The organism is Blastococcus aurantiacus, assembly GCF_900102425.1.
GTDB classification, from domain to species: Bacteria; Actinomycetota; Actinomycetes; order Mycobacteriales; family Geodermatophilaceae; genus Blastococcus; species Blastococcus aurantiacus.
On the sequence record NZ_FNBT01000009.1, the window covers coordinates 92,867 to 114,865 of the forward strand.

19 protein-coding genes are annotated in these 21,999 nt (G+C 75.6%); 7 read left to right on the forward strand and 12 right to left on the reverse strand.

The window, feature by feature from the left end; genetic code table 11:
* Positions 1–92: 92 nt before the first annotated feature.
* Complete coding sequence (locus tag BLS70_RS17435; protein ID WP_143030446.1) at positions 93–1,334, reverse strand: IniB N-terminal domain-containing protein; 1,242 nt, start codon at positions 1,332–1,334, stop codon at positions 93–95.
* A gap of 287 nt (positions 1,335–1,621) precedes the next feature.
* On the opposite strand from BLS70_RS17435, the gene BLS70_RS17440 reads away from it, so the two are divergent.
* Together BLS70_RS17440 and BLS70_RS21415 are read left to right on the forward strand one after the other, a co-directional pair.
* Positions 1,622–3,469 carry an Hsp70 family protein gene (locus BLS70_RS17440; RefSeq protein ID WP_176946471.1) on the forward strand — a complete coding sequence of 616 codons (1,848 nt, stop codon included), beginning with the start codon at positions 1,622–1,624 and terminating at the stop codon, positions 3,467–3,469.
* Complete coding sequence (locus BLS70_RS21415; protein ID WP_091770558.1) at positions 3,466–6,027, forward strand: helix-turn-helix transcriptional regulator; 2,562 nt, start codon at positions 3,466–3,468, stop codon at positions 6,025–6,027. The genes BLS70_RS17440 and BLS70_RS21415 overlap by 4 nt, the downstream gene beginning before the upstream one ends.
* A 41-nt stretch (positions 6,028–6,068) precedes the next feature.
* On the opposite strand, the gene BLS70_RS17450 is transcribed toward BLS70_RS21415, so the two are convergent.
* Positions 6,069–6,365, reverse strand: coding sequence for a hypothetical protein (locus tag BLS70_RS17450; RefSeq protein ID WP_255362549.1), 297 nt, complete (start codon positions 6,363–6,365; stop codon positions 6,069–6,071).
* A gap of 38 nt (positions 6,366–6,403) precedes the next feature.
* Between BLS70_RS17450 and BLS70_RS17455 the strand changes: the two genes are divergently transcribed.
* A complete protein-coding gene (locus BLS70_RS17455) occupies positions 6,404–7,042 on the forward strand; it encodes an MBL fold metallo-hydrolase (RefSeq protein ID WP_091770560.1) in 639 nt (212 codons plus the stop codon).
* A gap of 27 nt (positions 7,043–7,069) precedes the next feature.
* On the opposite strand, the gene BLS70_RS17460 is transcribed toward BLS70_RS17455, so the two are convergent.
* From BLS70_RS17460 to BLS70_RS17470, 3 genes are all read right to left on the reverse strand, one after another.
* Positions 7,070–7,336 (reverse strand): GlsB/YeaQ/YmgE family stress response membrane protein, encoded by a 267-nt coding sequence (locus BLS70_RS17460; RefSeq protein WP_091770562.1) that lies wholly within the window; start codon positions 7,334–7,336, stop codon positions 7,070–7,072.
* Positions 7,337–7,475: 139 nt separating this feature from the next.
* Positions 7,476–7,748, reverse strand: coding sequence for a GlsB/YeaQ/YmgE family stress response membrane protein (locus BLS70_RS17465; RefSeq protein ID WP_091770564.1), 273 nt, complete (start codon positions 7,746–7,748; stop codon positions 7,476–7,478).
* A gap of 161 nt (positions 7,749–7,909) precedes the next feature.
* Positions 7,910–8,362: an SRPBCC family protein gene (locus tag BLS70_RS17470; RefSeq protein WP_091770566.1), complete on the reverse strand. Its 453-nt coding sequence runs from the start codon at positions 8,360–8,362 to the stop codon at positions 7,910–7,912.
* A gap of 79 nt (positions 8,363–8,441) precedes the next feature.
* Here BLS70_RS17470 and BLS70_RS17475 point away from each other — a divergent pair, with 79 nt between their 5' ends.
* Positions 8,442–9,017, forward strand: coding sequence for a TetR/AcrR family transcriptional regulator (locus BLS70_RS17475; protein ID WP_176946472.1), 576 nt, complete (start codon positions 8,442–8,444; stop codon positions 9,015–9,017).
* Between the two features lie 8 nt (positions 9,018–9,025).
* On the opposite strand, the gene BLS70_RS17480 is transcribed toward BLS70_RS17475, so the two are convergent.
* Positions 9,026–10,255: a metallophosphoesterase gene (locus BLS70_RS17480; RefSeq protein ID WP_255362550.1), complete on the reverse strand. Its 1,230-nt coding sequence runs from the start codon at positions 10,253–10,255 to the stop codon at positions 9,026–9,028.
* Between the two features lie 8 nt (positions 10,256–10,263).
* A complete protein-coding gene (locus BLS70_RS17485; protein WP_091770570.1) occupies positions 10,264–11,817 on the reverse strand; it encodes a CYTH and CHAD domain-containing protein in 1,554 nt (517 codons plus the stop codon).
* 141 nt (positions 11,818–11,958) lie between these two features.
* On the opposite strand from BLS70_RS17485, the gene BLS70_RS17490 reads away from it, so the two are divergent.
* Positions 11,959–12,849 (forward strand): YsnF/AvaK domain-containing protein, encoded by an 891-nt coding sequence (locus tag BLS70_RS17490; protein ID WP_091770572.1) that lies wholly within the window; start codon positions 11,959–11,961, stop codon positions 12,847–12,849.
* Between the two features lie 12 nt (positions 12,850–12,861).
* Here the strand turns inward: BLS70_RS17490 and nhaA are convergent, their stop codons facing one another.
* A complete protein-coding gene (gene nhaA, locus BLS70_RS17495; RefSeq protein ID WP_091770574.1) occupies positions 12,862–15,498 on the reverse strand; it encodes a Na+/H+ antiporter NhaA in 2,637 nt (878 codons plus the stop codon).
* A gap of 74 nt (positions 15,499–15,572) precedes the next feature.
* Positions 15,573–16,583, reverse strand: a complete 1,011-nt coding sequence (locus BLS70_RS17500) for a serine hydrolase (protein WP_091770576.1) — start codon at positions 16,581–16,583, stop codon at positions 15,573–15,575.
* A gap of 152 nt (positions 16,584–16,735) precedes the next feature.
* Here BLS70_RS17500 and BLS70_RS17505 point away from each other — a divergent pair, with 152 nt between their 5' ends.
* Together BLS70_RS17505 and BLS70_RS17510 are read left to right on the forward strand one after the other, a co-directional pair.
* Positions 16,736–17,419, forward strand: coding sequence for a response regulator transcription factor (locus tag BLS70_RS17505; protein WP_439645393.1), 684 nt, complete (start codon positions 16,736–16,738; stop codon positions 17,417–17,419).
* Positions 17,420–18,502: a sensor histidine kinase gene (locus BLS70_RS17510; protein ID WP_091770580.1), complete on the forward strand. Its 1,083-nt coding sequence runs from the start codon at positions 17,420–17,422 to the stop codon at positions 18,500–18,502. It begins immediately after the preceding gene.
* 25 nt (positions 18,503–18,527) lie between these two features.
* On the opposite strand, the gene BLS70_RS17515 is transcribed toward BLS70_RS17510, so the two are convergent.
* Genes BLS70_RS17515 through BLS70_RS17525 form a run of 3 tightly spaced genes read right to left on the reverse strand, consistent with a single transcriptional unit; the run spans position 18,528 to position 21,962 of the window.
* Entirely contained in the window at positions 18,528–19,304 is a 777-nt protein-coding gene (locus BLS70_RS17515; RefSeq protein WP_091770583.1) for a nitrilase-related carbon-nitrogen hydrolase, read from the reverse strand.
* A gap of 43 nt (positions 19,305–19,347) precedes the next feature.
* On the reverse strand, positions 19,348–20,535 hold the full coding sequence (locus BLS70_RS17520) for a pyridoxal phosphate-dependent aminotransferase (RefSeq protein ID WP_091770585.1): 1,188 nt from the start codon (positions 20,533–20,535) through the stop codon (positions 19,348–19,350).
* On the reverse strand, positions 20,532–21,962 hold the full coding sequence (locus tag BLS70_RS17525) for an RNB domain-containing ribonuclease (protein WP_091770587.1): 1,431 nt from the start codon (positions 21,960–21,962) through the stop codon (positions 20,532–20,534). The genes BLS70_RS17520 and BLS70_RS17525 overlap by 4 nt, the downstream gene beginning before the upstream one ends.
* Between the last annotated feature and the right edge of the window lie 37 nt (positions 21,963–21,999).

Consider the following 21,999-nt stretch of genomic DNA (forward strand, 5'->3'; position numbering starts at 1 on the left):
GTCCTCCCCCGGTCTACCACCGGGTCCGCACGGGGAACAGGGTCCGACCCCGGTCCCGGCGGCAGCCGGGACCGGGGTCGGTGCAGGGGGGATCAGGCGGCGGGTGCCGCGTCGAGGGCCACCGGCACGTCGACGTCGATGAGATCGGGGTCGAAGTTGTTGACGAGCCCGTCCTGGTCGTTGACGTCGTTGTCCTCGTTGTTGCTGAGGACGTCGTTGTGGCTCAGCACGTCGTTGTTGCTGAGCACGTCGTCGTCGGAGGCGTCCACGTCGTCACCGACGTTGACCAGGCCGTCCTGGTCGATGCCGTCGTCGTCGGAGGCGTCCAGGTCGCCGCCGGCGTTGCCGTTGACCAGGCCGTGCTGGTCGACGTCCTGACCGTCGTCGTCCGAGGCGTCGAAGTTGCCGTCGCCGTTGGCGTTGACCAGACCGTCCTGGTCGACGCCGTCGTTGTCGATGACGTTGACGAGACCGTCCTGGTCGACGCCGTCGTCGTCGGAGGCGTCGAAGTTGCCGTCGCCGACGGTGTTGACCAGGCCGACCTGGTTCACCTCGGACCCGTCGTTGTCCTGGTTGTGGCTGCCGATGTTCAGGGTGTCGTTGTCCTGGTTGTTGCTGCCGATGTTCAGGGTGTCGTTGTCCTCGTTGCCGATGACGTTCCCGCTGTTGATCGTGTTGCCGCTGTTGATGTTCAGCGTGTCGTCGTCGGAGTCCCCGGTGTGGATGGTGCTGTCCTCGATGTCGTCGCCCGCAGCGACGGAACCGCCGCCGGCCACGACGTTGTCGTCGCCGGTGACGACCTGGGATCCGGCCCCCGCCCAGATCGCGTTCTCGATGTCGACGTCGACGTCGGTGTGCGAGTAGTTGTTCTCGACGTACCGGACGTTGTGGATGACCGCGGCGTCCTGACCGTGCCCGGCGTAGTCGTGGCCCCGGTGCCCGCCGTGGTCCTTGTCGTGACCGCCGTGGTCGTCGTCGTCGCAGTGGTCCTTGTACTCGACGTCGCAGTCGTCGTCGTCGTGCCAGACCTTGTGCCAGTGGCCGTCGTCCTTGTCGCAGTCCTCGTCCTTCACGGGCTTGTGCCCGCCGTGGTGCCCGCCGTGGCCCTTGTCGTCGTGGTCGCCGTCGTCCCGGTGGCCGCCGTAGCGGCCGTGGGCGGCCGGCGACGAGTCGGCCATGACGGGCATGAGGGCGTGGACGGTGGCCGGGTCCACGTCGGGGAACCCGGCCGCGGCCAGCGCGGCCTCGGGGTCCTCCTCGAAGGCCTTGGCCGCCTCCTCGTCGCCGAACAGCCCGAGGATGAAGTCGAGCAGGGTGCTCGCCACAGTGGTCATGTCGTTCTCCCGATGATCGAGCCGTCCGCCGTCGGCCGGCTGGCGGACGCAGTCAAGGACCGGTCGGGGCCGGGGCCCATCGGGGGACGGTCCGGTGTCTGTCACCCGACGTTGGGGGATTCGCGGTCACCGACCGTTAGGGGCACCCGGGGTGTTGCCTCTTCCTCGGGCCGTACGGACGAATACATCCGATGGCCCTGTCGCAGGTCACGATTCGGCCGCTAATTTCCGGCCGGAGCAGAACCGCCACCAGGCCGGCCGGGGGGACGGCACAGCCAGGGGGACAGATGGACGAGGACGACTACGGACTGGGCGTCGACATCGGCGCCGGCGGCGTGTCCGTCGCGGCCTGCACCGGGACGGCCGACGAGCCGGAGGCGATCCCGGTGCCGCTCGCCGCCGGACGCACCGCACGCGTGATGGGGCGGGTGGGAGCCCCCGTCCCGCTGTACGAGGACGGCACGGGACGCCCCGCCGTCGGGATCGCCGTGGACGTCGTCGACGCGGCCCGGGCGGCCGCGGAGGCGCAGCGCGGGCGGGCACCGGCCTGGACCGTCGTGACGGTCCCCCCCTCCTGGGGCGCGTACCGGACCGGGCTGCTGGCCGATGCCCTCGCGGCCGCCCTGGGACCGGCGACCTCCGTGGTGTCCGGAGCGCTGGCCGCCACCTACGCCCACCTGCACGCCGGACGCCTGCCCGACGCGGCCACCGTCGCCGTCCACGACCTGGGGGCCTCCACCCTCGACACCGCCGTGGTCCGGGGGGTCCCCGGGGGCGAGCTCCGGCACGTCGGCACGCCGCCGGCCCCCTCGCCCTGGGCCGGGGAGGACATCGACGACGCACTGATGGGCCACGTGGTGCAGGCGCTGGCCGCCGGGCTCCCTCCCGACCGGGACAGCGGGCGCGCACTGCGCGATGCGGTGGTCACCGCCAAGGAGGCGCTCAGCTCGGACACCACGACGACGATGGCCCCTCCTCCCGGGACCGGCCGGCACACGGACGGACTGCGGCTGACGCGCGAGGAGCTCGACGAGCTCGTCGGCGCCGGGATCGAGCAGTCGGTGGACACCCTGGTGGCGACGGTGGAGGACGCCGGGCTGGACGCGGCCCGGATCGACGCGGTCGTCCTGGTGGGCGGCTCCGCGCGCGTGCCCCTGGTGGGCGAGCGCCTGTCGGCGGTGCTGGGGCGCCCCCTGGTGGTCGATCCCGAGCCCGAGCTGACGGCGGCCCGCGGGGCGGCCCGCCTGGCCCACGGTCTCGCCGCTGCGCGGCTCGAGGACGGGAGCCCGGCGCCGGACGCGGTGACGCACGTCCTCGCGCCGGGGCGCAGCCGGCCCGCTGACGGCGGCCTGCTCGTGGCCCGCCCGCCGACGGCACGGCGCAGGCGTCCGGTCACGCGTCCCGTGGGGCGCTCGTCCTGGCGGTCGACCAGCCGCGCCGTCGTGGTGGCGGGGTTGCTGCTCGGGCTGGTGCTCGTCCCGCCCACGTTGTCGAATGGCCTCGTCTCCGGACCCGGCCCGGTCGGCGCCCCTCCTGCCGCGGAGGCGGAGACAGCGGCCGCGGAGACCGGCCCGGCGCCGCGGACCGGGCCCGGGGAACGCGCGGGCACGGACGGCAGCGGCCTGCGGTCGGCAGCCGACCGACGGGAGGCCCCGTCCCCGGCCTCGGCCCTCGCCCAAGCGGCGGCCTCGGTGCGGACCGCGGCCCAGCGTCTGGCAGCGGACACGTCTTCGGCTATGCCCGGCTCACCTGCCCCGACGGGGCCGTCGCCGTCGGCCCCCACCCCCGCTGGGGCCTCGCCTCCTGCCACCGCGGGGACGCCGTCCGCCACGACCACTGCGCCCGGACCCACCGGTGCACCTCCGGCAGCGACGACCCAGGCGAGCCCCTCCCCGACCACCCAGGCATCCCCCACGACCCAGGCGCCGCCCGCCGGCTCGCCGTCCTCGACGTCCCCCGCGCCGCAGCCGCAGCCGCAGCCGCAGCCCGAGCCGCAGCCCGAGCCGCAGCCCGAGCCCGAGCCCGAGCCCGAGCCGGAGCCCGAGCCGGAGCCGGAGCCGGAGCCGGAACCCCCCGTGAGGACCCCGCCCGCCGAGTCGCCGGCCCCGGCGAGCGAGCCCCCGGCCGCACCGTGATCACCGACCTGCCCGCCTCGCGCAGCCAGGCGCCCGAGCGCGGGGCGCGCACCCGCCGACCGCCGGCGTCCGGGAGCCCCCACGGGCACGTGGTCGTCGAGGGCCCGGGCGGCACCGGGAAGTCGCTGGTGCTGGACCGGATGGCCGACGACTTCCGGTCCGCGGGCACGACGGTCCTCGACGTGGCGGTCCTGGACCTGGCGGGGGACCCCGCACCGGAGGCGGCTCCGGGGCCGTCCGCGGTGGTGGTGGACGACGCGCAGTGGCTGTCCACGGCGGCTCTCGACCGGCTCCGGCGGCTGGTGGACGAGGGCAGCTCCCAGGTGGCCCTGGGCCTCCGGCCGTGGCCGCGCCCCGACGCGCTGACCGGGCTGGTGCACGCCCTGGGCGGCGAGCGGCTCGTGCTGGGCCACCTCGACCGGGGAACCGTCCAGCGATGGGCGCAGGAGAGGTTCGGTGGGGCGTTGCCCCCGGCGCTGCTGGAGGCCGTCGTCACCGCGACCGGTGGGCTCCCCGCGCTGGTCGAGCCGCTGCTCCGGTCGCTGGCGCACGCCCGTCCGGACGCGTTCCCCGACGGTCGGCTGCCCGTCCCCGACGACGTCCTCGACGTCGTCCGCGCCTCCCTGGGCACGCTCGACGCGGGCACCCGGGCGATGATGCTGGCGCTGTCGGCCGGCGCTCCGCTCGAGACCGACGTGCTGGCGGCGGCGCTCGCGGTCCCGCCGCACGTGATCGGCGAGCTGCTGGCCGAGGCACGGTCGAGCGGGCTGGTGCTCGGCAGCGGCGCGGTCGTGCCGCTCGCCGCCCGGGTGCTCCGGGAGACGTCGCCGCCCGAGCTCGTCCACGACGTCCTCCGCCGGTCGCTCGACGTGCTGGTCCGGCGTGGGGACCAGCCCGTGGGCCTCGCGCGGCGGCTGGCGGCGGACCGGGTCCGCGACACGGCGGCGGCCCGGCTGCTGGAGCGGCAGGCCGACATCGCGCTCCGCTCCGACCCCGCCACGGCACGTGGGCTGCTCGACGCGGCGGTCGCCTGCGGGTCCCCGGGTGCCGTGGTCGGGGCGCGTCGGGCGCAGGCGGCTGCGCTGTCGGGCGAGTTCGACGCCGCCCTGCGGTGGGCCGACGCCGTGCTCTGCGACGACGAGGCCCTCGACCGTCCGCGGGCGGCGGGCGTCGCCGCCACGGTGCTGGCCCACCGCGGGCTGCCGTCCCACAGCGCTCGGCTCTACCGGCTCGCCGGGTCCGAGCGGACCGGGGCGGTGGCGCTCTCCCTGGTCAGCACGGGCTCGGCCAACGAGGCCCGGGCGGTGATGGCGGGCCCGGGCCATGCCGCGGAGGTGCCGAGTCTCCTGGCCGGCTGCGAGGAGCTGATGGCGCGCGGCGTGCTGCAGTCGCTCGGCGCCGGGGAGCACGCGGGCGGCGACATCAGCGCGGCCCTGTCGACGCTGTCCCGCGCCGCCGCCATGCTCGAGCCGCTCGGTCGCAGCGCGCTGCTCCAGGAGACGCCGTCGGCCCTCGCGGCGCTGGTGGCGATGCACTGCGGGGAGCTGGGGGTGGCCGAGTCCGTGCTCGACCGGGCCGTCGCCGCCGACACCGGCGGAGCGCCCAACCGCGCACGGCACCTCCTGCTGCTGGCGTGGGCGGCCATGCTGCGCGGACGACTCGACCGCGCGCGGGAGCACCTGCTGCGGGCGCAGGACCCCGAGCACGCGCTGGAGCCACGCGACGAGCTGTACCTGCAGGCACTCGACGTCGGGCTGGCCCGCCGGAGCGGCGATGCGCCCGGCCTGGCCGCGGCCTGGGCCCGCGCCCGCGAGGCCCTGCTGCGGTACCCGGTCGACCTGTTCAGCCTGCTCCCGCTCGGTGAGCTCATGATCGCCGGTGCGCGGCTGGGCGAGAGCGACCGGATCGCGCCCAACGTGGCCGACGCGCAGGCCCTGCTCGAGCGGCTGGGCTCCCCCGAGCTCTGGGCCACGCCGCTGCACTGGAGCGGCGCGCAGGCCGCGATCCTGCTCGACGACCCCGCAGCGCTGCGACCGCACGCCGCGGCGCTCGAGGCTGCGGCCAGAACGAGCCCCTACGCGGCGAACCTGGCCCGGGCCGGGCGGTGCTGGCTGCAGGTGCTCACCGGCGAGATCGTCGCGGGCGTCGTGGAGTCCACGGCGCACGACCTCGCCGCGGTGGGGCTCGCCTGGGACGGGTCGCGGCTGGCCGGGCAGGCGGCTGCCCGCACGGTCGACCCGCGGGCGCGGACGACGCTGCTGTCCTGCGCCCGGGCGCTCGCGGAGGCCCACGACCTGGGCGCGAGGACGGCGGCCACCGGGCCGGGCTCCGGGCGGCCGGGGTCCACCCCTCCGCCGGCCGGCCGGCTCAGCGACCGGGAGCGGGAGGTGGCCGAACTCGTCGTGGCCGGTCAGACCTACCGCGAGATCGGCAGCCGGCTGTTCATCTCGGCCAAGACCGTCGAGCACCACGTCTCGCGGATCCGGCAGCGGCTGGGCGCCAGCAACCGCTCCGACCTGCTGGCGCGGCTCCGCCTCGAGATCGCGCAGAGCGGCTGAGCTCCGCAGGCGTGCGGCACCCCGACGGCGGGGTGAGCCGGTCAGCCCGCCAGGGCCGCGCAGGCCGGGCAGACGTCCGTGCCGGTCCGCGGCCACGAGTCGTCGGGGGAGACGCGGGCCAGGGAGCCGCAGACGGTGAGCTCGCAGGCGCCGTCGATCTCGGCGGCGGGCCGGTGCAGCTCGACGGCGTGCCAGAGCGCGGCGGTCGAGCCGTGGGCGCGGCTGAGGGCCGGGGCGTGCACGGTGGTCTGCAGCATCATGGGGACGACGTCGGCAACCGGGTCGACCGGCGTGACGGCGCGGGCCGCCGTCCTCCCCCGGAAGGGTGGGGCGGCCACCGGGCGCGGGGCGACGGCAGCCGGTGCAGGATGCGGGCATGGAGCTGACCAAGTACGGCCACGCCTGCGTCGTCGTGAGCGACGGCGCGCAGCGGCTGGTGATCGATCCGGGGGCCTTCACCGACGCCGCGGCCCTCGAGGGGGCGTCGGCCGTCCTCGTCACCCACGAGCACCCCGACCACTTCGTCCCCGACCGGCTGCGGGCTGCGCTGGACGCGGACCCGGCCCTGGAGGTGTGGACGAACGCGTCGGTGGCCGGCCAGCTCGACGGGCCGGCCGGGCGGGTGCACGTCGTGGGTCACGGCGACGCGGTCACGGTGGCCGGCGTGGAGGTGCAGGTGCACGGCGAGCTGCACGCGGAGATCCACCCGGAGATCCCGCGGATCACCAACATCGGGTTCCTGGTGGGCGGTCAGGTCTTCCACCCCGGCGACGCGCTCACCGTGCCCGACGAGCCGGTGGCGACGCTGCTGGTGCCGATGCACGCGCCGTGGTCCCGCACCGCCGACCTGATCGACTACGTGCGGGCGGTGCACGCCGACCAGGCGTTCGCCGTGCACGACGGGGCGCTGAACGACATCGGCCTCGGCATGGTCACCGGGCTGCTCGGCGAACGGGGGCCGGGTACGCCCACGCCGTTCAGCCGGCTGGCCCCGGGAGACACGGTCGAGCTCTGAGCCCGGCCGCGTCCCCCGGGTGGGACGTCAGCGGACGGCGCCGCGCTTCGAGCGACCCGCGATGCCCTCGGCGACGCCGATCAGCAGCACGGCGGCGATGACGGCGAGCACGAAGCCCACGACGTTCAGCTCCCAGATGTCGCCCTTGTTGAACGCCTGGGCGATGAGCCCGCCGATGATCGAACCGACGAGGCCCAGCGCGAGGGTGGCCAGGATCCCGAGGTTCTGCCGGCCCGGCACGATGAGGCGGGCCAGGGCGCCGATGATGAGCCCGGCGACGAGAAAGCCGATCACTGAGGTTCTCCTTCTGTTCGTTCTGTTCTGTTCGGGGGACGCCTGGACTGGCGTCGACCCGGCCGCTCGGACGAGCGGGCCGGGACGGTGACGAGGCCCCGGGGGCACGGTCGTCGGACCGTGCCCCCGGAGCGCGACGTCAGCGGACGGAGCGGTTGCTGCGACCGGTGAGGGTGGAGGCGGCGATGACCAGCACCGCAGCCACGGCGATCGAGATGATCCAGCGCAGCCAGTCGATGCCGTCGGTCTTGTCCACGCCCAGCGCGCCTGCGACGTAGTAGCCGATCAGCACACCGCCGATGCCGCACAGCACCGTCAGCCAGATCGGGATGTTGTCCTTGTCGCCGGGGGCGACGAACTTGCCCAGCAGGCCGATGATGATGCCCGCGACGATGAGACCGATGATCTCCATGGATGACTCCTCCGTTAGGGCCGACGAACGCGCCCGTCCCCGGCACGGTGCCGGGTACGCCGTCGGTGCACGGAGGAGCTGGTACCCCCGGAGAAGATCATCGAAGCGCCGTTCGCCCGATCGGGGACCCATTCGTGATCACGGCCGGGCAGCCGGGGCGCTCAGCCTCCGCGGACCAGGGCCACGTGGGCGGGCACCTTGTCCAGCTCGGACTCCACCGTCTGCGCGACCATGGGGCGCGCCGCCCGGCCGTGCACGAGCCGTGCCAGCCGGCCCTTCGCCCGCGTCTCGTGCGTGATCGTCAGCGTCACCTGCGTGCCACCGGCGGGGGTGTCGGCCAGCTCGATCCGCGTCGTCCAGGTCTCCGGCGTGAGCTCCAGCGACGTGACGACGACGCGCCCAGGCACCCACTCGACGATCCGCCCCCGCGGAGCCCCCTCCGGCGGCTCCCCCTCGGGCCGGCCGGGCACCGCCACGAAGGTGGTCCGCCGGCCCGAGCCCGTGACGACGTAGGAGACGTCGCAGACCGGGCAGTAGGGGGCGAGCACGGCCAGCGCACGCCAGACGTCGTCCCGCCGCTCGGGCAGCTCGCGGGTGCCGGTCACCGAGCTCACGACCCGAACGTACCCGCTGCTCAGCGGCCTTCCGGAGCGGCGAGTGGCCGAAACGGGGGTGTGGCCGCACCATCTCCGCGTGACCGAGACGCCGGACTGGCGAACCCGCCGGTGGGAGGCCACCCACCGGCGCCTCTTCGCGACCGCTCTGGCCCTGTTCGAGGACTTCGGCTACGAGCGGGTGAGCGTCAACCAGATCGCGAAACGGGCCGACGTCTCGGTGCCGACCTTCTACGCGCACTACCCGAGCAAGGAACACCTGATCATGGCGCTGCCCACCGCCGAGATGGTGGGCGCGCTGCTCGCCAGCCAGCCGGCCGAGCTGCCGATGGGCGAACGCATCCGCCGGGCCCTGCCCGTGTTCCTGGCGGAGATGCCGCCCGACGAGCAGGAGGCGATGCGCGCCCGCTGGCGGATCATCGCCGCGACGCCGACGCTGCGCACGCGGGCGGCGGAGTTCGAGCGCAGGACCGCCGGCATGTTCCTGGACAGCCTGGCGTCGTCCTCCGGCAAGGCGCCCGGGCCGGTGGAGGTCGTCCAGACCGGGGCCGCGCTGGTCGCGTACACCACGGGCCTGCTGAACTGGGCCGACAGCAACGGCGAGCTGGAGCTGGTGGAAGCCGTCGACCGGGCCTTCCGCGCCCTCTCCGACTGACGCCCTGCTCAGGGCGAGCGCAGCTCCACGACGGTGACCTCCGGGCGGGCCCCGATCCGCATCGGCGGCCCCCAGTAGCCCGCCCCGGGCGTCACGTACAGCTGGGTGTCCCCGTGCCGGGACCAGCCCTGGACCGCCGGCTGGTCCAGCCGCACCGCGTAGTCGAACGGCCACAGCTGCCCGCCGTGGGTGTGGCCCGACAGCTGCAGGTCCACCCCCGCGGCCCGCGCCTGCTCGACCATGACCGGCTGGTGGGCGAGCAGGACCACCGGGGTGGCGTCGTCCCGGCCGTCGAGCGCGGCGTCGAGGTCCGCCCCGTGACCGGCCAGCCCCGAGGACGCCGCGGTGCGGTCGTCGATGCCGGCGAGGTCGACCGTGGCGCCCGCCCGGCCGATCGCCACCCGCTCGTTGCGCAGCACCTGCACGCCGACCGTCGGGAGGTGGCGCAGCCAGGCGTTCGTGTCCACGAAGTACTCGTGGTTGCCGGTGACGAAGTAGACGCCCTGCCGGCTCACCAGGTCGGCGAGCGGGGCGACCTCCTCGCGCAGCTCGGAGACGTCCCCGTCGACCAGGTCGCCGACGATGGCGACGACGTCGGGCTGCTGGGCGTTGACGAGCTCGACCAGGCGCTCGAAGCGCCGTCCGCCGTAGGTGGCCGACAGGTGCCCGTCGGAGAAGGTGACGATGCGCAGACCGTCCAGCGCCGGGTCCAGCCCCGCCAGGGTGACCGGCACCCGGCGGACCACCGGCGCGCTGTTCGCGAAGTAGGCACCGGTGCCGGCCGTCCCGACCGCCACCGCGCCCGCGGTCACCGCCAGCGACCGGGCGAGGAACAACCGGCGCGAGGGTGCGGGGACGTCGTCGCCGGCCGGATCACCGGGCCCGCCTGCCACGGTCACCGGAGCGGCGGCCACCTCCCGCGTCCGGCGACGGCGGCGGGAGAGCGCCGCGAGCCAGCGCACCGGTTCGAGCACCAGCAGCGACAGGAACGCGTAGAACGCGACGCCCAGCCAGCAGTAGGCCACCCAGTCCAGCGGAGCAGCGGCCTCCAGCGGGAGGGTCCGCCGCAGCAGCAGGGCCGCGACGGGCAGGAGCCCGAGGACGGCGAGGAGCACGGTCAGCCGCCGTCGGGCCCGGCCCGAGCGGGTCGTGTCCCGGACCAGCCGCAGCCACAGGTAGGCGTGCAGCAGGGCCATGGCGGCCAGGACGACCGTGCCGAACACCAGCAGTCCGATCACCGGAGCGGTCAGCCGCCGAGCCGCCGGCCCAGCGCCGGCCAGCGCTCCGCGAAGGCCTGCTCGGCGTCCCGGGCCCGCGCCTCCGCACGCCCGAGCAGCAGCCCGTACGTGAAGCCGGGCTCCCCCGCGGCGTGCGCGTTGATCGCGAGCTGCCGGCAGTGCTCACCGGCGACGACCACGTCCTGCAGGGCGCCCAGCAACCGCTGCGTCTTCTTCGCGGCCCGGGCGACGTCCCGCGCACCCTCGCCGGCGACCGGCGCGACGGCCTCGGCGGCGTGCCTCGCCCGCCGCGCCACCCGGCGGACGCCGTGCAGCGCCTCGGTCCGCTCGGGACCCTCCAGCGCCTCGGCCGCCGAGGCGGCGCGGAGCACCCGCCGTGCCTCGCGGTGCAGGACCCGGTCCAGCACCGGGCCCGCGGGCTCGGCGGCCCGCTCGGTCAGGGGCGGATCGGCGAGCAGGCCGTGCAGGGCGTCGAGCAGGTCGAGGTGCCGCCGCTCGGCCACGAGGCCGACGGCGCGGGTGCGGCCGAGCTCGTGGGCGGCCACCTGCTCCGCCTGCAGCCGGGCGACCACCGGCCCGAGCACGAGCTCCACCGGCAGCTCGGCCACCGCGGCACGCAGCGCGGCGAACGCCACCTCGTCGTCCCGGGCCTCGGACAGCCGGCCGGCCAGCCAGCCGAGCTCAGCGCGCAGAGGCTCGGTCGCGTCGCGCTCCAGGACCGGCCGGAAGGCGGCCAGGGTCGCGCGCAGGGTGCGGCAGGCGATCCGCATCCGGCGCAGGCCGTCGTCGGCACCGGTGCGCAGCCCGACGTCGGCCAGGAGCAGCGCGGTCACCTGTTCCCGGAGGACGGCGAGCACCACCTCACCGGCCGGGGGTCCGGCGGCCCGGTGCTTCTTCCCGCCCTTCTTCCGCCGCGGTTCCACCTCCGCTGCCGATGCATCCGGCTGCCCGGGCTCGAGCCCGAGGGCCCGCGCCAGCTTGGAGGCGCGGGAGGTGCGCTCGGCGCCCGCTTCGACCAGGTGCTCGCCCACCCGCGTCAGGAGGTCGCGGTCCCCCTGGAGGAGCTCGACCTCGACCTCCCGCCAACTGCGCACCTCGACCGTGCCCTCCGGGCCGGACAGCCGGGTGGCGCTCACCGAGTCGTCGGCCACCTCGGCGAGCGGGCGCCCGTCGACGTCGCGCAGCACGGTGACCACCCGACGGGTGCGCAGCTGCGCCACGGCCACCGGCGCCGCGCCCCGGAGCACGCCCACGAGCGGGGCCACGACGGCCTTGGGCGGGCGGCGGGTCGCGCGGCCCAGCGGGGAGTGCAGCTCCCGGCGGGCGTCGCCGGACGCGGGGAGCTTGACGTGCCAGCCGTCGTCGGGCCCGCCCGTGCGCCGCCGCAGCGTGATCCGCGCTGCCGCCAGCCGCAGGTCGGCGGTGTCGAAGTACTGCGCCTCGAGCCGGTGCTCGACGGGGGCGTCGGCCGACGCCACCCCGTCCACCGCGGTCAGCTCGGGCAGCGCGTACGGCAGGGGGACGTCGAACTTCGTCTCGATCTCGAGGTGGTCGGCGGGCACCAGGGAACCGTACGGCGGAGCGTCGAGGAGGCGCGCGCCGCTGGTCCGGGACCCCTCGCCATGTTCACGACGGTCCGGGGGTGGGCACGCCCCAGAAGGCCGGGGCCCGGGACGGGGCACCGCGAAGCTGGAGGTCGGCCCATGGTCAGCGAACGAGACGTGTCAGCGGCGATCGGCAGCACCGCGTACGGCAGTGACGGCGAGTCGGTCGGCACCGTCGAGACCTTCTACACCGACGACGTCACCGGAGCCACGACGTGGGTCTCGGTGTCCAGCGGCCTGCTGGGGCGCAAGCAGGCGATCGCCCCCGCGGACGACGCCACGTTCGTCGACGGCCGGCTGCAGCTGTCCGTGCCCGCCGACTCGGTGTCCCAGGCGCCGCGGATGAGCGGCGAGCACCTCGCGCCGGAGGACGAGGAGGCGCTGCGCCGGCACTACGCGCGCGGCGCTGCCGCGGGCGGCGACGACGTCGAGCGCCGGGCCGTCGTGGACGACAGCGAGCGCCGGCCCGTCGTGGACGGCGCCGCGACCCAGGCCTCCGGAACTCCCGCCCACGCAGCCCCGGTGCACGACGTGGCCGGCGGCGGCGACGGCAGCATGGTGCGCAGCGAGGAGCAGCTGCGGGTGGGCACCGAGCAGGTGGCTGCCAAGCGCATGCGCGTGGTCAAGTACGTGGTCACCGAGGAGGTGCAGATCACCGTGCCCGTCCGGCGGGAGGAGATCCGCATCGAGGAGGTCCCGATGGACGCCCTCGACACCGACGGCGGCGTGGTCACCGAGGGCGAGCCGTTGCAGGCGGGATACGCGACGGACGAGCTCGCGGGCGGCACCCGCGCGGGCGGCTCCCTCACCGACGGGCTTCCCGACGAGATCGTGCTGCACACCGAGCGTCCCGTCGTCACGGTGGAGGTCGTGCCCGTCGAGCGCGTGCGACTGACCACCGAGGTGGTGGCCGGGCAGACCTCGGTCTCCGAGACGGTGCGGCGCGAGCAGGTCACCGTCGACCAGCACGCCGTCCCCCGCGGAAGCTGACGGCGCCCCGGCTCAGCCGACGGGTGCGGACCCGAGGCGCACGAGGTCGTCGCCGCTCGGGTCGAACAGCACCCGCCCGTCCGCGGCCAGGACCACCGGCGTGTCCGCCGGAGCCTCCAGCTCCTCGATCATCGTGCGGGCCGCCGGGTCGTCGGTCGGGTCCAGCCAGGTGTGCCCGACGCCGTGGTCGGCCAGCAGCTGGCGCAGCCGCTCGCTGGCAGGCCACCGCCGGTCGCCGAGCACGCGGATGCCGGTGGCCCGGCCGATCAGCATGGCGCGACGGATGAGCATCGCCCGCATGACCGCGTTGGACAGCTCGCGGTCGGCGGCGAGGGCTGCGCGCAGCCGGTCCACCGACAGGGTGAGCACCTCCCCGGGCGCGGCCGCGACGATCGACCGGACGGCGCGCTGGCCGGCCAGCATGTTCAGCCCGCCGAGGAAACGCTTCGGGCCCACGACGGAGATCACTCGCGGCTCGTCGTCCGGCCCGTCGGCGTCCTCAACGACCGCGACCGTCCCGGTCAGCACGACCACGAAGTCCCACTCGGCGTTGCCACCCTTCACCAGCACGTCGCCGGTCGCCGTCGGGCGCCGTCGCCCGAACCGGTGCAGCACGGCCAGTTGCGAGTCGCTCAGCCGGGGGGAGGAGCCGTCGGTGTCCGGCGTCTCCGCCGCGCCGTCGAGGCCGGCCAGCTCGGCGACCGGGTCCAGGCGCGCCTGCGGCGAGACCGGCACGGCCATCGGCACGTCGCCCCTGGCCTCGGCCGGTTCCGGCAGCCGCTCGCCGGGTGCGCCGCGCGGATCGGTGCGCAGGAGAGCGGCGGCCAGCGCGTCGGTCGTCGTCGGGCCGTCGTGCCGGATGCCGTTGACGAAGAAGGTCGGGGTGCCGCCCACTCCGCTGGCCTCCGCGCTGGCGACGTCGTCCCGCACCCGGGCGGCGTGCGTCTCCCGGCCGAGCTCGCGGGTGAAACGCTCGAGGTCCAGGCCCAGCGCGGCCGCGTGGTTGAGCAGGTCGGGGACGTCGAGCTCGCCCTGGTGGCTGAACAACCGGTCGTGCATGGCCCAGAAGGCGCCCTGGGCGCCGGCGGCCTCGGTCGCCTCGGCCGCCAGCTCGGCATGCGGGTGGACGTCGACCAGCGGCAGGTGCCGGAAGACGTAGCGCAGCTCGTCGCCGAAGCGCCCGCGCAGTTCGCCGATCACACCGGTGGCCCGGCCGCAGAACGGGCATTCGACGTCGCCGAACTCCACGAGGGTGAGCGGCGCGTCCTCGGGCCCGCGCACGTGGTCGACGGCGGGATCGACCGGGGGATCGAGGCGCACCGGCCGGGGTGCGGCGGCCGAGGTCGTGCGGCGGGTGAGCAGCCGGAAGGCCAGTGCGCCCAGCAGTGTGGAGGCGACCGCCGCGGCGAGGATGCCGACCGTCGCCTCGTCGCGCAGGCCCTCGTCGTCGAAGGCCAGGTCCGTGACGAACAAGGAGACCGTGAAGCCCAGCCCGGTGAGCGCCGCACCGGCCCAGACGCTGCCGAGCGTCACCCCGGGCGGCAGCGATCCCAGGCGCAGCTTGACCGCCAGCATCGCACCCAGCGCGACGCCGAGCAGCTTGCCGACGACCAGGCCGAGGAAGACACCGTGGGTGACCGGGGACCCGAGCGCTCGGTCCAGCAGGTCTCCGTCGATCCGCACCCCGGCGTTGGCCAGAGCGAACACCGGGACGACGAGGTACGTGGTCCACGGCACGAGGACCGCGCCGATCCGCTCGTTGGGGGACATGGCCCGCTCCACGGAGAGCTTGGCCTGCCGGGCGAGGTCGACGTCGGGGGACTGGCGGAAGGCCCGGGTGAGCGACCCGGCCAGCTCGACCGCGTCCCGGCGCGGGGGGTAGGCGCTGACCAGCAGCCCCAGGACCACGCCGCCGATGGTGGCGTGCACGCCGGACTGGTACATCGCGAACCACATGACGACGCCGACGGCGAAGTAGGCCGGACCGCGCCACACCTGCAGCTTGGACAGCGCGATGAACACCAGGACGCACAGGCCGGCCACCGCCAGAGCGCCGAGGTCGATGTCGTCGGTGTAGAAGATCGCGATCACGCTGAGCGCGCCGATGTCGTCGACCACCGACAGGGAGAGCAGGAAGACCCGTAGCTGGATCGGGAAATGCCGGCCGAAGACTGCGAGCGCGCCGAGCACGAACGCGGTGTCGGTGGCGATCGGGATGCCCCAGGCGTGGGCGGCGGGGGTGCCTGCGTTGAACGCGTAGTAGATCAGCGCGGGCAGGACCAGCCCGCCGACCGCGGCCACGGCCGGAACCGTCAGCCGGCTGCGCTGGGCCAGCTCCCCCATCGAGAGCTCGCGGCGCACCTCCATGCCGAGCAGGAAGAAGAAGAACACCATCAGGCCGTCGTTGACCCAGTGCTGCAGGTCCTGGCCGATGGTCCTGTCGCCCAGCCGGACGGCGAACTCGGTGTGCCACAGCCGCTCGTAGGACCCGCCCCACGGGGAGTTGGCCCAGATCAGGGCCAGGAGCGTCGCGGCGACCAGCAGCGTCGCCCCGGCCAGACCCGACCGGACCAGCCGGCGGACGGGCGCGGACAGCTGGCCGCTGAGATGACGGGACTGGGGGCGGCTGACTCCGCCGACGACGCTCACGTCGCGCCCAGCGCCGTCGGGGTGCGGACTTCTTCCCGGAGGCCGGCCGGCGCGTGTCCCATGCCCCCGGGACGCTAGCCTGCCGCCAGCGCCGGGAGGAGCCCCTCCACCACACCCCTGGCCGCCGCGTCCAGCGCGGACCGGGCCGTGTCCCACGGGACCTCCTCGGGAAACTCGCCCAGCAGCACCACGGCGGTCCCGTCGGGCAGCAGGCCGGCGCTGTGCAGCTGCCGGTGCCCGTCGACGCAGCACATCCAGCCCTGCTTGACCGCGGTGCCCTCGGGCGCACCGACCCCGGCCGAGCGCAGCCCGAAGCCCTGGTCGAAGCCGTCGGCCGCCTGGGTGGAGGCGGCCCGCATCCACCCGCTCAGGGCGGCGAGGTCGTCCGGGGCCAGATGGGCGGGGAGGGCGGTCAGGAAGCGGGCCATGTCCGCCGCGCTCGCCGTGGCCTGCCCCCACTGACCGGGGACCGCGGGAGGCGCGGTCTGCTCGAGGCCGAACTCGACGACGGCCGACCGCACCAGCCGGGCGCCGTCGAAGGCGACCCAGAGCCGGTTCATCGCCTGGTCGTCGGAGATCGTGACGGCCCGTTCGAGGTCGCGGCGGTCCGCGGCGTCGAGCGGCAGCCCGTCCTCGGCGGCCCCCTCCAGCAGCTGCTCGACGACCAGCAGCTTGACCAGCGAGGCCGTGTAGACCGGCGACGAGGCGCCGGAGGACTCCGCCACCGTGCCGCCGGGCCCGACGACGGCGACCTCGATCTCGCCACCCGCGGCGTCCCCCGCCGCACGGACCGGCGCCGTGAGGGAGCCGTGGTCGGCCCGGTAGCGGTCCAGCTGCCACGCCCCGAGCCCGGCAGCCAGGGCGGCACCGAGCAGCAGGACCAGCAGGCGCGAGGGACGCCCTCCGGTCCGCCGCGCGCCGACCGGTCCGGTGGCCGGGCGGCGCGGGGAGAGCTCGGCCGGGAGCGGCCCGGGCCGGGCGGGGCGCCGGATCGGAACGGCGCGCTGGGTGGAAACAGCGCGCGGCGACGGGCCGTGGCTGCGGCGGGCGGCGGGGCGCTGCCGCGTGGTCGGGTGCTGCGTCATGGGGCGAACGGTGACGGCGCGGGCGTTCGGCGGACGTCAGCGTTCCGCTTATCGTTCTCTTATCCTCCGCCGGTCACGCTCGACCGGCCTCGCCGAGCGGGCGAGGGCGGCGCGGCGCCCGTGACCGGCAGACCGGGGGCACGGTCGGCTCGGTGCGACGGGGAGGGACGGACATGCGGGTGCTGGTCGCCGACGACGAACGGCTGCTCGCCGACACCGTGGCCGACGGGCTGCGCCGGCTGGCGATGGCCGTCGACGTCTGCCACGACGGGGACGCCGCGCTGGAGCGGCTGTCGGTGAACCGGTACGACGTGGCGGTGCTCGACCGGGACATGCCCGGGCGCACGGGGGACGACCTGTGCCGGTACGTCATCTCGTCGGGCCTGGAGACGCGGGTGCTGCTGCTCACCGCGGCCGCCGGCATCCGCGACCGGGTCGACGGCCTGTCCCTGGGCGCCGACGACTACCTGACCAAGCCGTTCGCCTTCGCCGAGCTGGTCGCACGGGTGCAGGCGCTGGCGCGCCGCAGCCGGGCGGCGGCACCGCCCGTGCTCGAGCAGGACGGCATCGTCCTCGACGTCCCCCGGCACAGCGCCTCCCGGGACGGCGCGCTGCTGAACCTGACGCCGAAGGAGTTCGCCGTCCTGGAGGTGCTGCTGCGCGCCCGCGGAGAGGTGGTCAGCGCCGAGCAGCTGCTGGAGCAGGCCTGGGACGAGCACGCGGACCCCTTCACCAACGCCGTCCGGGTGGCCGTCATGACCCTGCGCCGCAAGCTCGGCGAGCCGCCGGTGCTGCACACGGTGCCCCGGGTGGGCTACCGGCTCGGGGCGGCCTGAGTGCGCATCGGCCTGCGTGCCCGGGTCGTCCTCGCCGTCCTGCTGACAGTGGTCGTGGGGCGCTTCTGGTTCGACTGGGCGTGGCACCTGGGCACCAACCTCATCGACCACGTCGGGACGCCGTCCTACACGACCTGCTACGGCGACTGGCGCGAGCTCGGCTACGCCTGCGAGAACGTCCAGTTCCTCGGCCCCTACGGCCTCACGCTCCTCCTGGGCGTCACCGCCGTCGTGGCGGTCGGGCTGTTCGTGCTGCTGCGGTGGGTGCTGCGCCCCCTGAACCAGGTCACCGGCACGGTGCGCCGGCTCGGGCCGCAGAACCTGGCCGAGCGGATCGGGACCCCCGGCCGCCGTGACGAGCTGCGCCGGCTGTCGGCCGAGATCGACCGGATGCTGGACCGGGTCGCCGAGGGCTACGACGGGCAGCGCCGGTTCGCCGGCAACGCCTCCCACGAGCTGCGGACGCCGCTGGCCGTCCAGCGGACGCTGATCGAGGTCGGCCTCTCCGGCGACCCGACCCCGGAGCAGCTGGAGCTGCTCTCCCGCCAGCTGCTGCAGACCAACGAGCGCAACGAGCAGCTCATCGAGGGTCTGCTCGTGTTGGCCGAGACCGACCAGGGGCTGCGTTCCCGCACGCCGCAGCAGCTCGACGAGCTGGCCCGCGCGGCGGTCGCGCTGCACGCCGACACGGCCCGGACGGCCGGGGTGACGCTGCACGCGGAACTGGCACCGGTGACCGTCCCCGGCGAGGCCGCGCTGCTGGACCGGCTGCTGAGCAACCTGCTGTACAACGCCGTCAAGTACAACGAGCCCGGCGGCTGGGTCTGCGTCCGGGTGGCCGACGGGCAGCCGGTGCTGGAGGTCGAGAACAGCGGCCCGGTCGTGCCCGCCGAGCTGGTGCCCACCCTGTTCGAGCCGTTCCGGCGGGCCCGCGGCGACCGGCTGGTGCACAGCGGTGGAGCCGGGCTGGGCCTCACCATCGTCCGGTCGATCGCGACCGCCCACGACGGGACGGTGGACGCGGTCGCGCGTCCCGACGGTGGCCTCGTGGTGCAGGTGGACCTGCCCGACGACGACGGGTGACGGAGCGGTCGGTACCGCCGTCCGCTCAGCCGCGCCGGTCCCCCAGGAACCGCAGGCGGTCGCGGGTGGCCGCGACCTCGGCGGCGTCGACGTCCGCGATCACGACGGTCTCGGTGCCGGCAGCCGCGGCCAGCACCTCGCCCATCGGGTCGATGATCCGGCTGTCGCCGGTGTGCGCGGTGCCGTCGCCGGCGGTGCCGACCCGGTTGCACCCGACGACGTAGGCCTGGTTCTCGATCGCCCGGGCGCGGAGCAGCGTCGTCCAGTGCTCGCGGCGGGCGGCCGGCCAGTTGGCGGTGACCAGGTAGACGTCGGTGTCGGCCGCGGCCGCCCAGAAGACGTCGGCGAAGCGCAGGTCGTAGCAGACGAACGGCGTGATCCGCAGGCCGCCGACGGTCAGCGTCACCGGTCCTTCACCGGCACGGAACCGCTCGTGCTCGCCGCCGTGGGTGAACGGGTGCAGCTTGCGGTAGCGGTGCACGTCGCCGTCCGGACCGGCCAGGACGAAGGAGTTGTAGGGCAGCGCCGCCTCACCACCCGCCCCGTCCCCGGCGACCTCCGGGCAGCTGCCGCCGACCCAGATGCCGTGCTCGGCGGCGCATCCCGCCAGGAAGGCTGCCGACGGTCCCCCCTCCGGCTCGCCGATTCCCGGCGTCATGGAGAAGCCGGTGGAGAAGGTCTCGCTGAGCACGACCAGCTCGGCGCCGGCACCGGCGGCCCGCGCCACCTGCGGCGCGAGCCGGGCGAAGTTCGCCGCCCGGTCCTCCCAGACGATGTCGTGCTGCACCGCCGCGATCCTCACGCCGCCCTCCTCCTGCCAGGGCCAGAATGGCCATGGTGGCCCCTCATGCCAGCCGCCCGAGCCGCCGGACCGCCTCGCCCAGCACGTCGTCGCTCTTGCAGAACGCGAACCGCACCAGGTGCCGGCCCAGGGCGGCGTGCTGCGGTGTGTAGAACACCCCCGACGGGACGGCCACCACGCCGGCCCGCCCGGGCAGGGACCGGCAGAAGGCCAGCCCGTCGCCGTCGGGCTGCACGCCGCGGACGTCGACGGTGGCGAAGTACGTGGCCTCCGGGCTGATCACGGGCAGACCGGCCTCCTGCAGCCCCCGGACGAGCACGTCGCGGCGGGCCTGGAGGTCCCGGGCGATGCCGGCGAAGTACGCGTCCGGCAGGCGCAGGCCGGCGGCCACGGCGGGCTGGAACGGCCCGGCGTTGACGTAGGTGAGGAACTGCTTGGCGGTGCGGACGGCGGCGACCAGCGGCGCCGGGCCGCAGATCCAGCCGACCTTCCAGCCGGTCACGTTGAACGTCTTGCCAGCGCTGCTCACCACGAGGGTGCGCTCCTGCATGCCGGGGAGCGTGGCCGGCGAGACGTGCCGGGCGCCGTCGAAGACCAGGTGCTCGTACACCTCGTCGGTGACCACCAGCAGGTCGTGGGCGACCGCCAGCTCGGCCAGGAAGTCCAGCTCTTCGGTGGTGAGCACCGTGCCGGTCGGGTTGTGCGGGGTGTTGAGCAGCAGCAGCCGGGTCCGCGGCGTCACCGCCGCCCGCACGTCGGCCGGGTCGAACGTCCACCGGCCGGCCCCGTCCTCCGGCGGGTGCAGCGGCACCGGGCGCACGACGCCGCCGGCCATCGCCGTCGCCGCGGAGTAGCTGTCGTAGATCGGCTCGAACAGGACGACCTCGTCGCCGGGTTCCAGCAGCGACAGCATCGCCGCAGCCAGTGCCTCGGTGGCGCCGGCGGTGACCAGCACCTCGGTGTCGGGGTCGTAGACCTGGCCGGTGAACCGCTGCCGGTGCTCGGCGATCGCCTCCCGCAGCTCGGGGATGCCCGGGCCGGGCGGGTACTGGTCGGCGGCGGTACCGATCGCGGCCCGGGCGACGTCGAGCACCTCCGGCGGGCCCGGGTAGTCGGGGAACCCCTGACCGAGGTTGATCGACCCGGTGGCCACCGCCAGGGCGCTCATCTCGGCGAACACCGTCGTGCCGAAGCCCCGCAGGCGGCCGGCCAGCTGCGGTGCCGCGGTCATGCCACCACCTCGAAGCGCACCGTACGGGCGTCGACGTCGGCCTGGGTGAGCCGCACCTCGACCCGGGCGCCGGGCTCCAGGCCCGGGCCCGAGCAGCGGGCCCGCACGGCGAGCGCGTCCAGCACCACCGTGCCGGCGTCGTCCCCGGCCTCCACGACCACCCCGCGGAAGGTGCGGCCGACCGACCCGCGCAGCAGCCAGGCCTCGGTGGCGTCGACGACCGCCCGCTCGACCTCGCGGGTGCGGCGGTCGGAGGCGGTCATGAGGCCCGGCAGCTCCGGCAGGACGGCCCGGAGCGCGGGGTCCGGTTCCCCACCGGCCGCCAGCGCCAGGCAGACCTCGGTGCCGAAGCGGTCGACGAGCCGGCGCAGCGGCGCGGTGACGTGCGCGTAGGGGGCGCCGACGCCGGCGTGGGTCGGCTGCTCCGGCAGGGCGCCGTCGAACGGGGTGTACCCGGCGCCGCGCAGCAGCGTCACGGCTTCCTCGAGGAAGGCCGCGTGCATCGGCACGGCCGGGTCGAGGCCGGCGATCACCTGTCCGGCCCCGGTGTCGGCGGGCCACTCGACCCCCAGGGCCGGCGCCAGCCGCCGCAGCCGGTCCACGTCCTCGGGGCGGGCCGGCGGGAGGGTCCGAAGCACGCCGACGCCGCCCTCCAGCATCAGCGCCGCGGCGCAGCGGCCGGTCAGGAGCGAGATCTGGGCGTTCCACCCCTCCACGGGCAGGTCGCCGCGCAGCGCCAGCGTCCAGCCGCCGTCCGGTCCGGCGACGACCTCCTGCTCCGGGGTGCCGAGCTCGATCGCGCCGCGCTCGGCGGCCCGCTCCTGCAGCAGCCCGCCGATCCGCGGCAGCAGCGCGAGCGCCTCGGGCAGGGTGCCGGCATCGGCCTGCCCCTGCACCGACCGGTAGTCCAGCTGGGCCCGGCTGCGGACCCGGGCCCGGCGCAGGTCGACGTGCACCGGCTCGCCGTCGGCGTCCAGGTCGATGGTCCACAGCGCGGCGGCGCGCAGCTCGCCGGGCAGCAGGCTGGCCGCACCCTCGCTGAGCTCCGGCGGGTGCAGGGGCGTACGGCGGTCGGGGCTGTACAGCGTCTGCCCGCGCCGCCGGGCCTCGGCGTCGAGCGCACTGCCGAGCTCGACCACCGCGCCGACGTCGGCGATCGCGTAGCTCACCCGGTAGCCGCTGCCGAGCACGTCGAGATGCACGGCCTGGTCGAGGTCCCGGCTGCCGAGGGGGTCGAGGGTGACCAGCGGGACGTCGGTCGCGTCCAGCTCGGGCAGGCGGGGCTGCGCCGCCCGACGCCGGGCCTCCGCCAGGACGTCGGCCGGGAACTCCTCCGGGACGTCGAGGTCGGCGCGGATCGCCGCGAAGTCGGGGCCCTCCGGCGCCGCGGCCGGCCAGCGGGGGACGCGGAGCGGAGGGCTGGCCATGCCGCCAGCCTGGCAGAGCCGACGGGCGCCCGCGTTC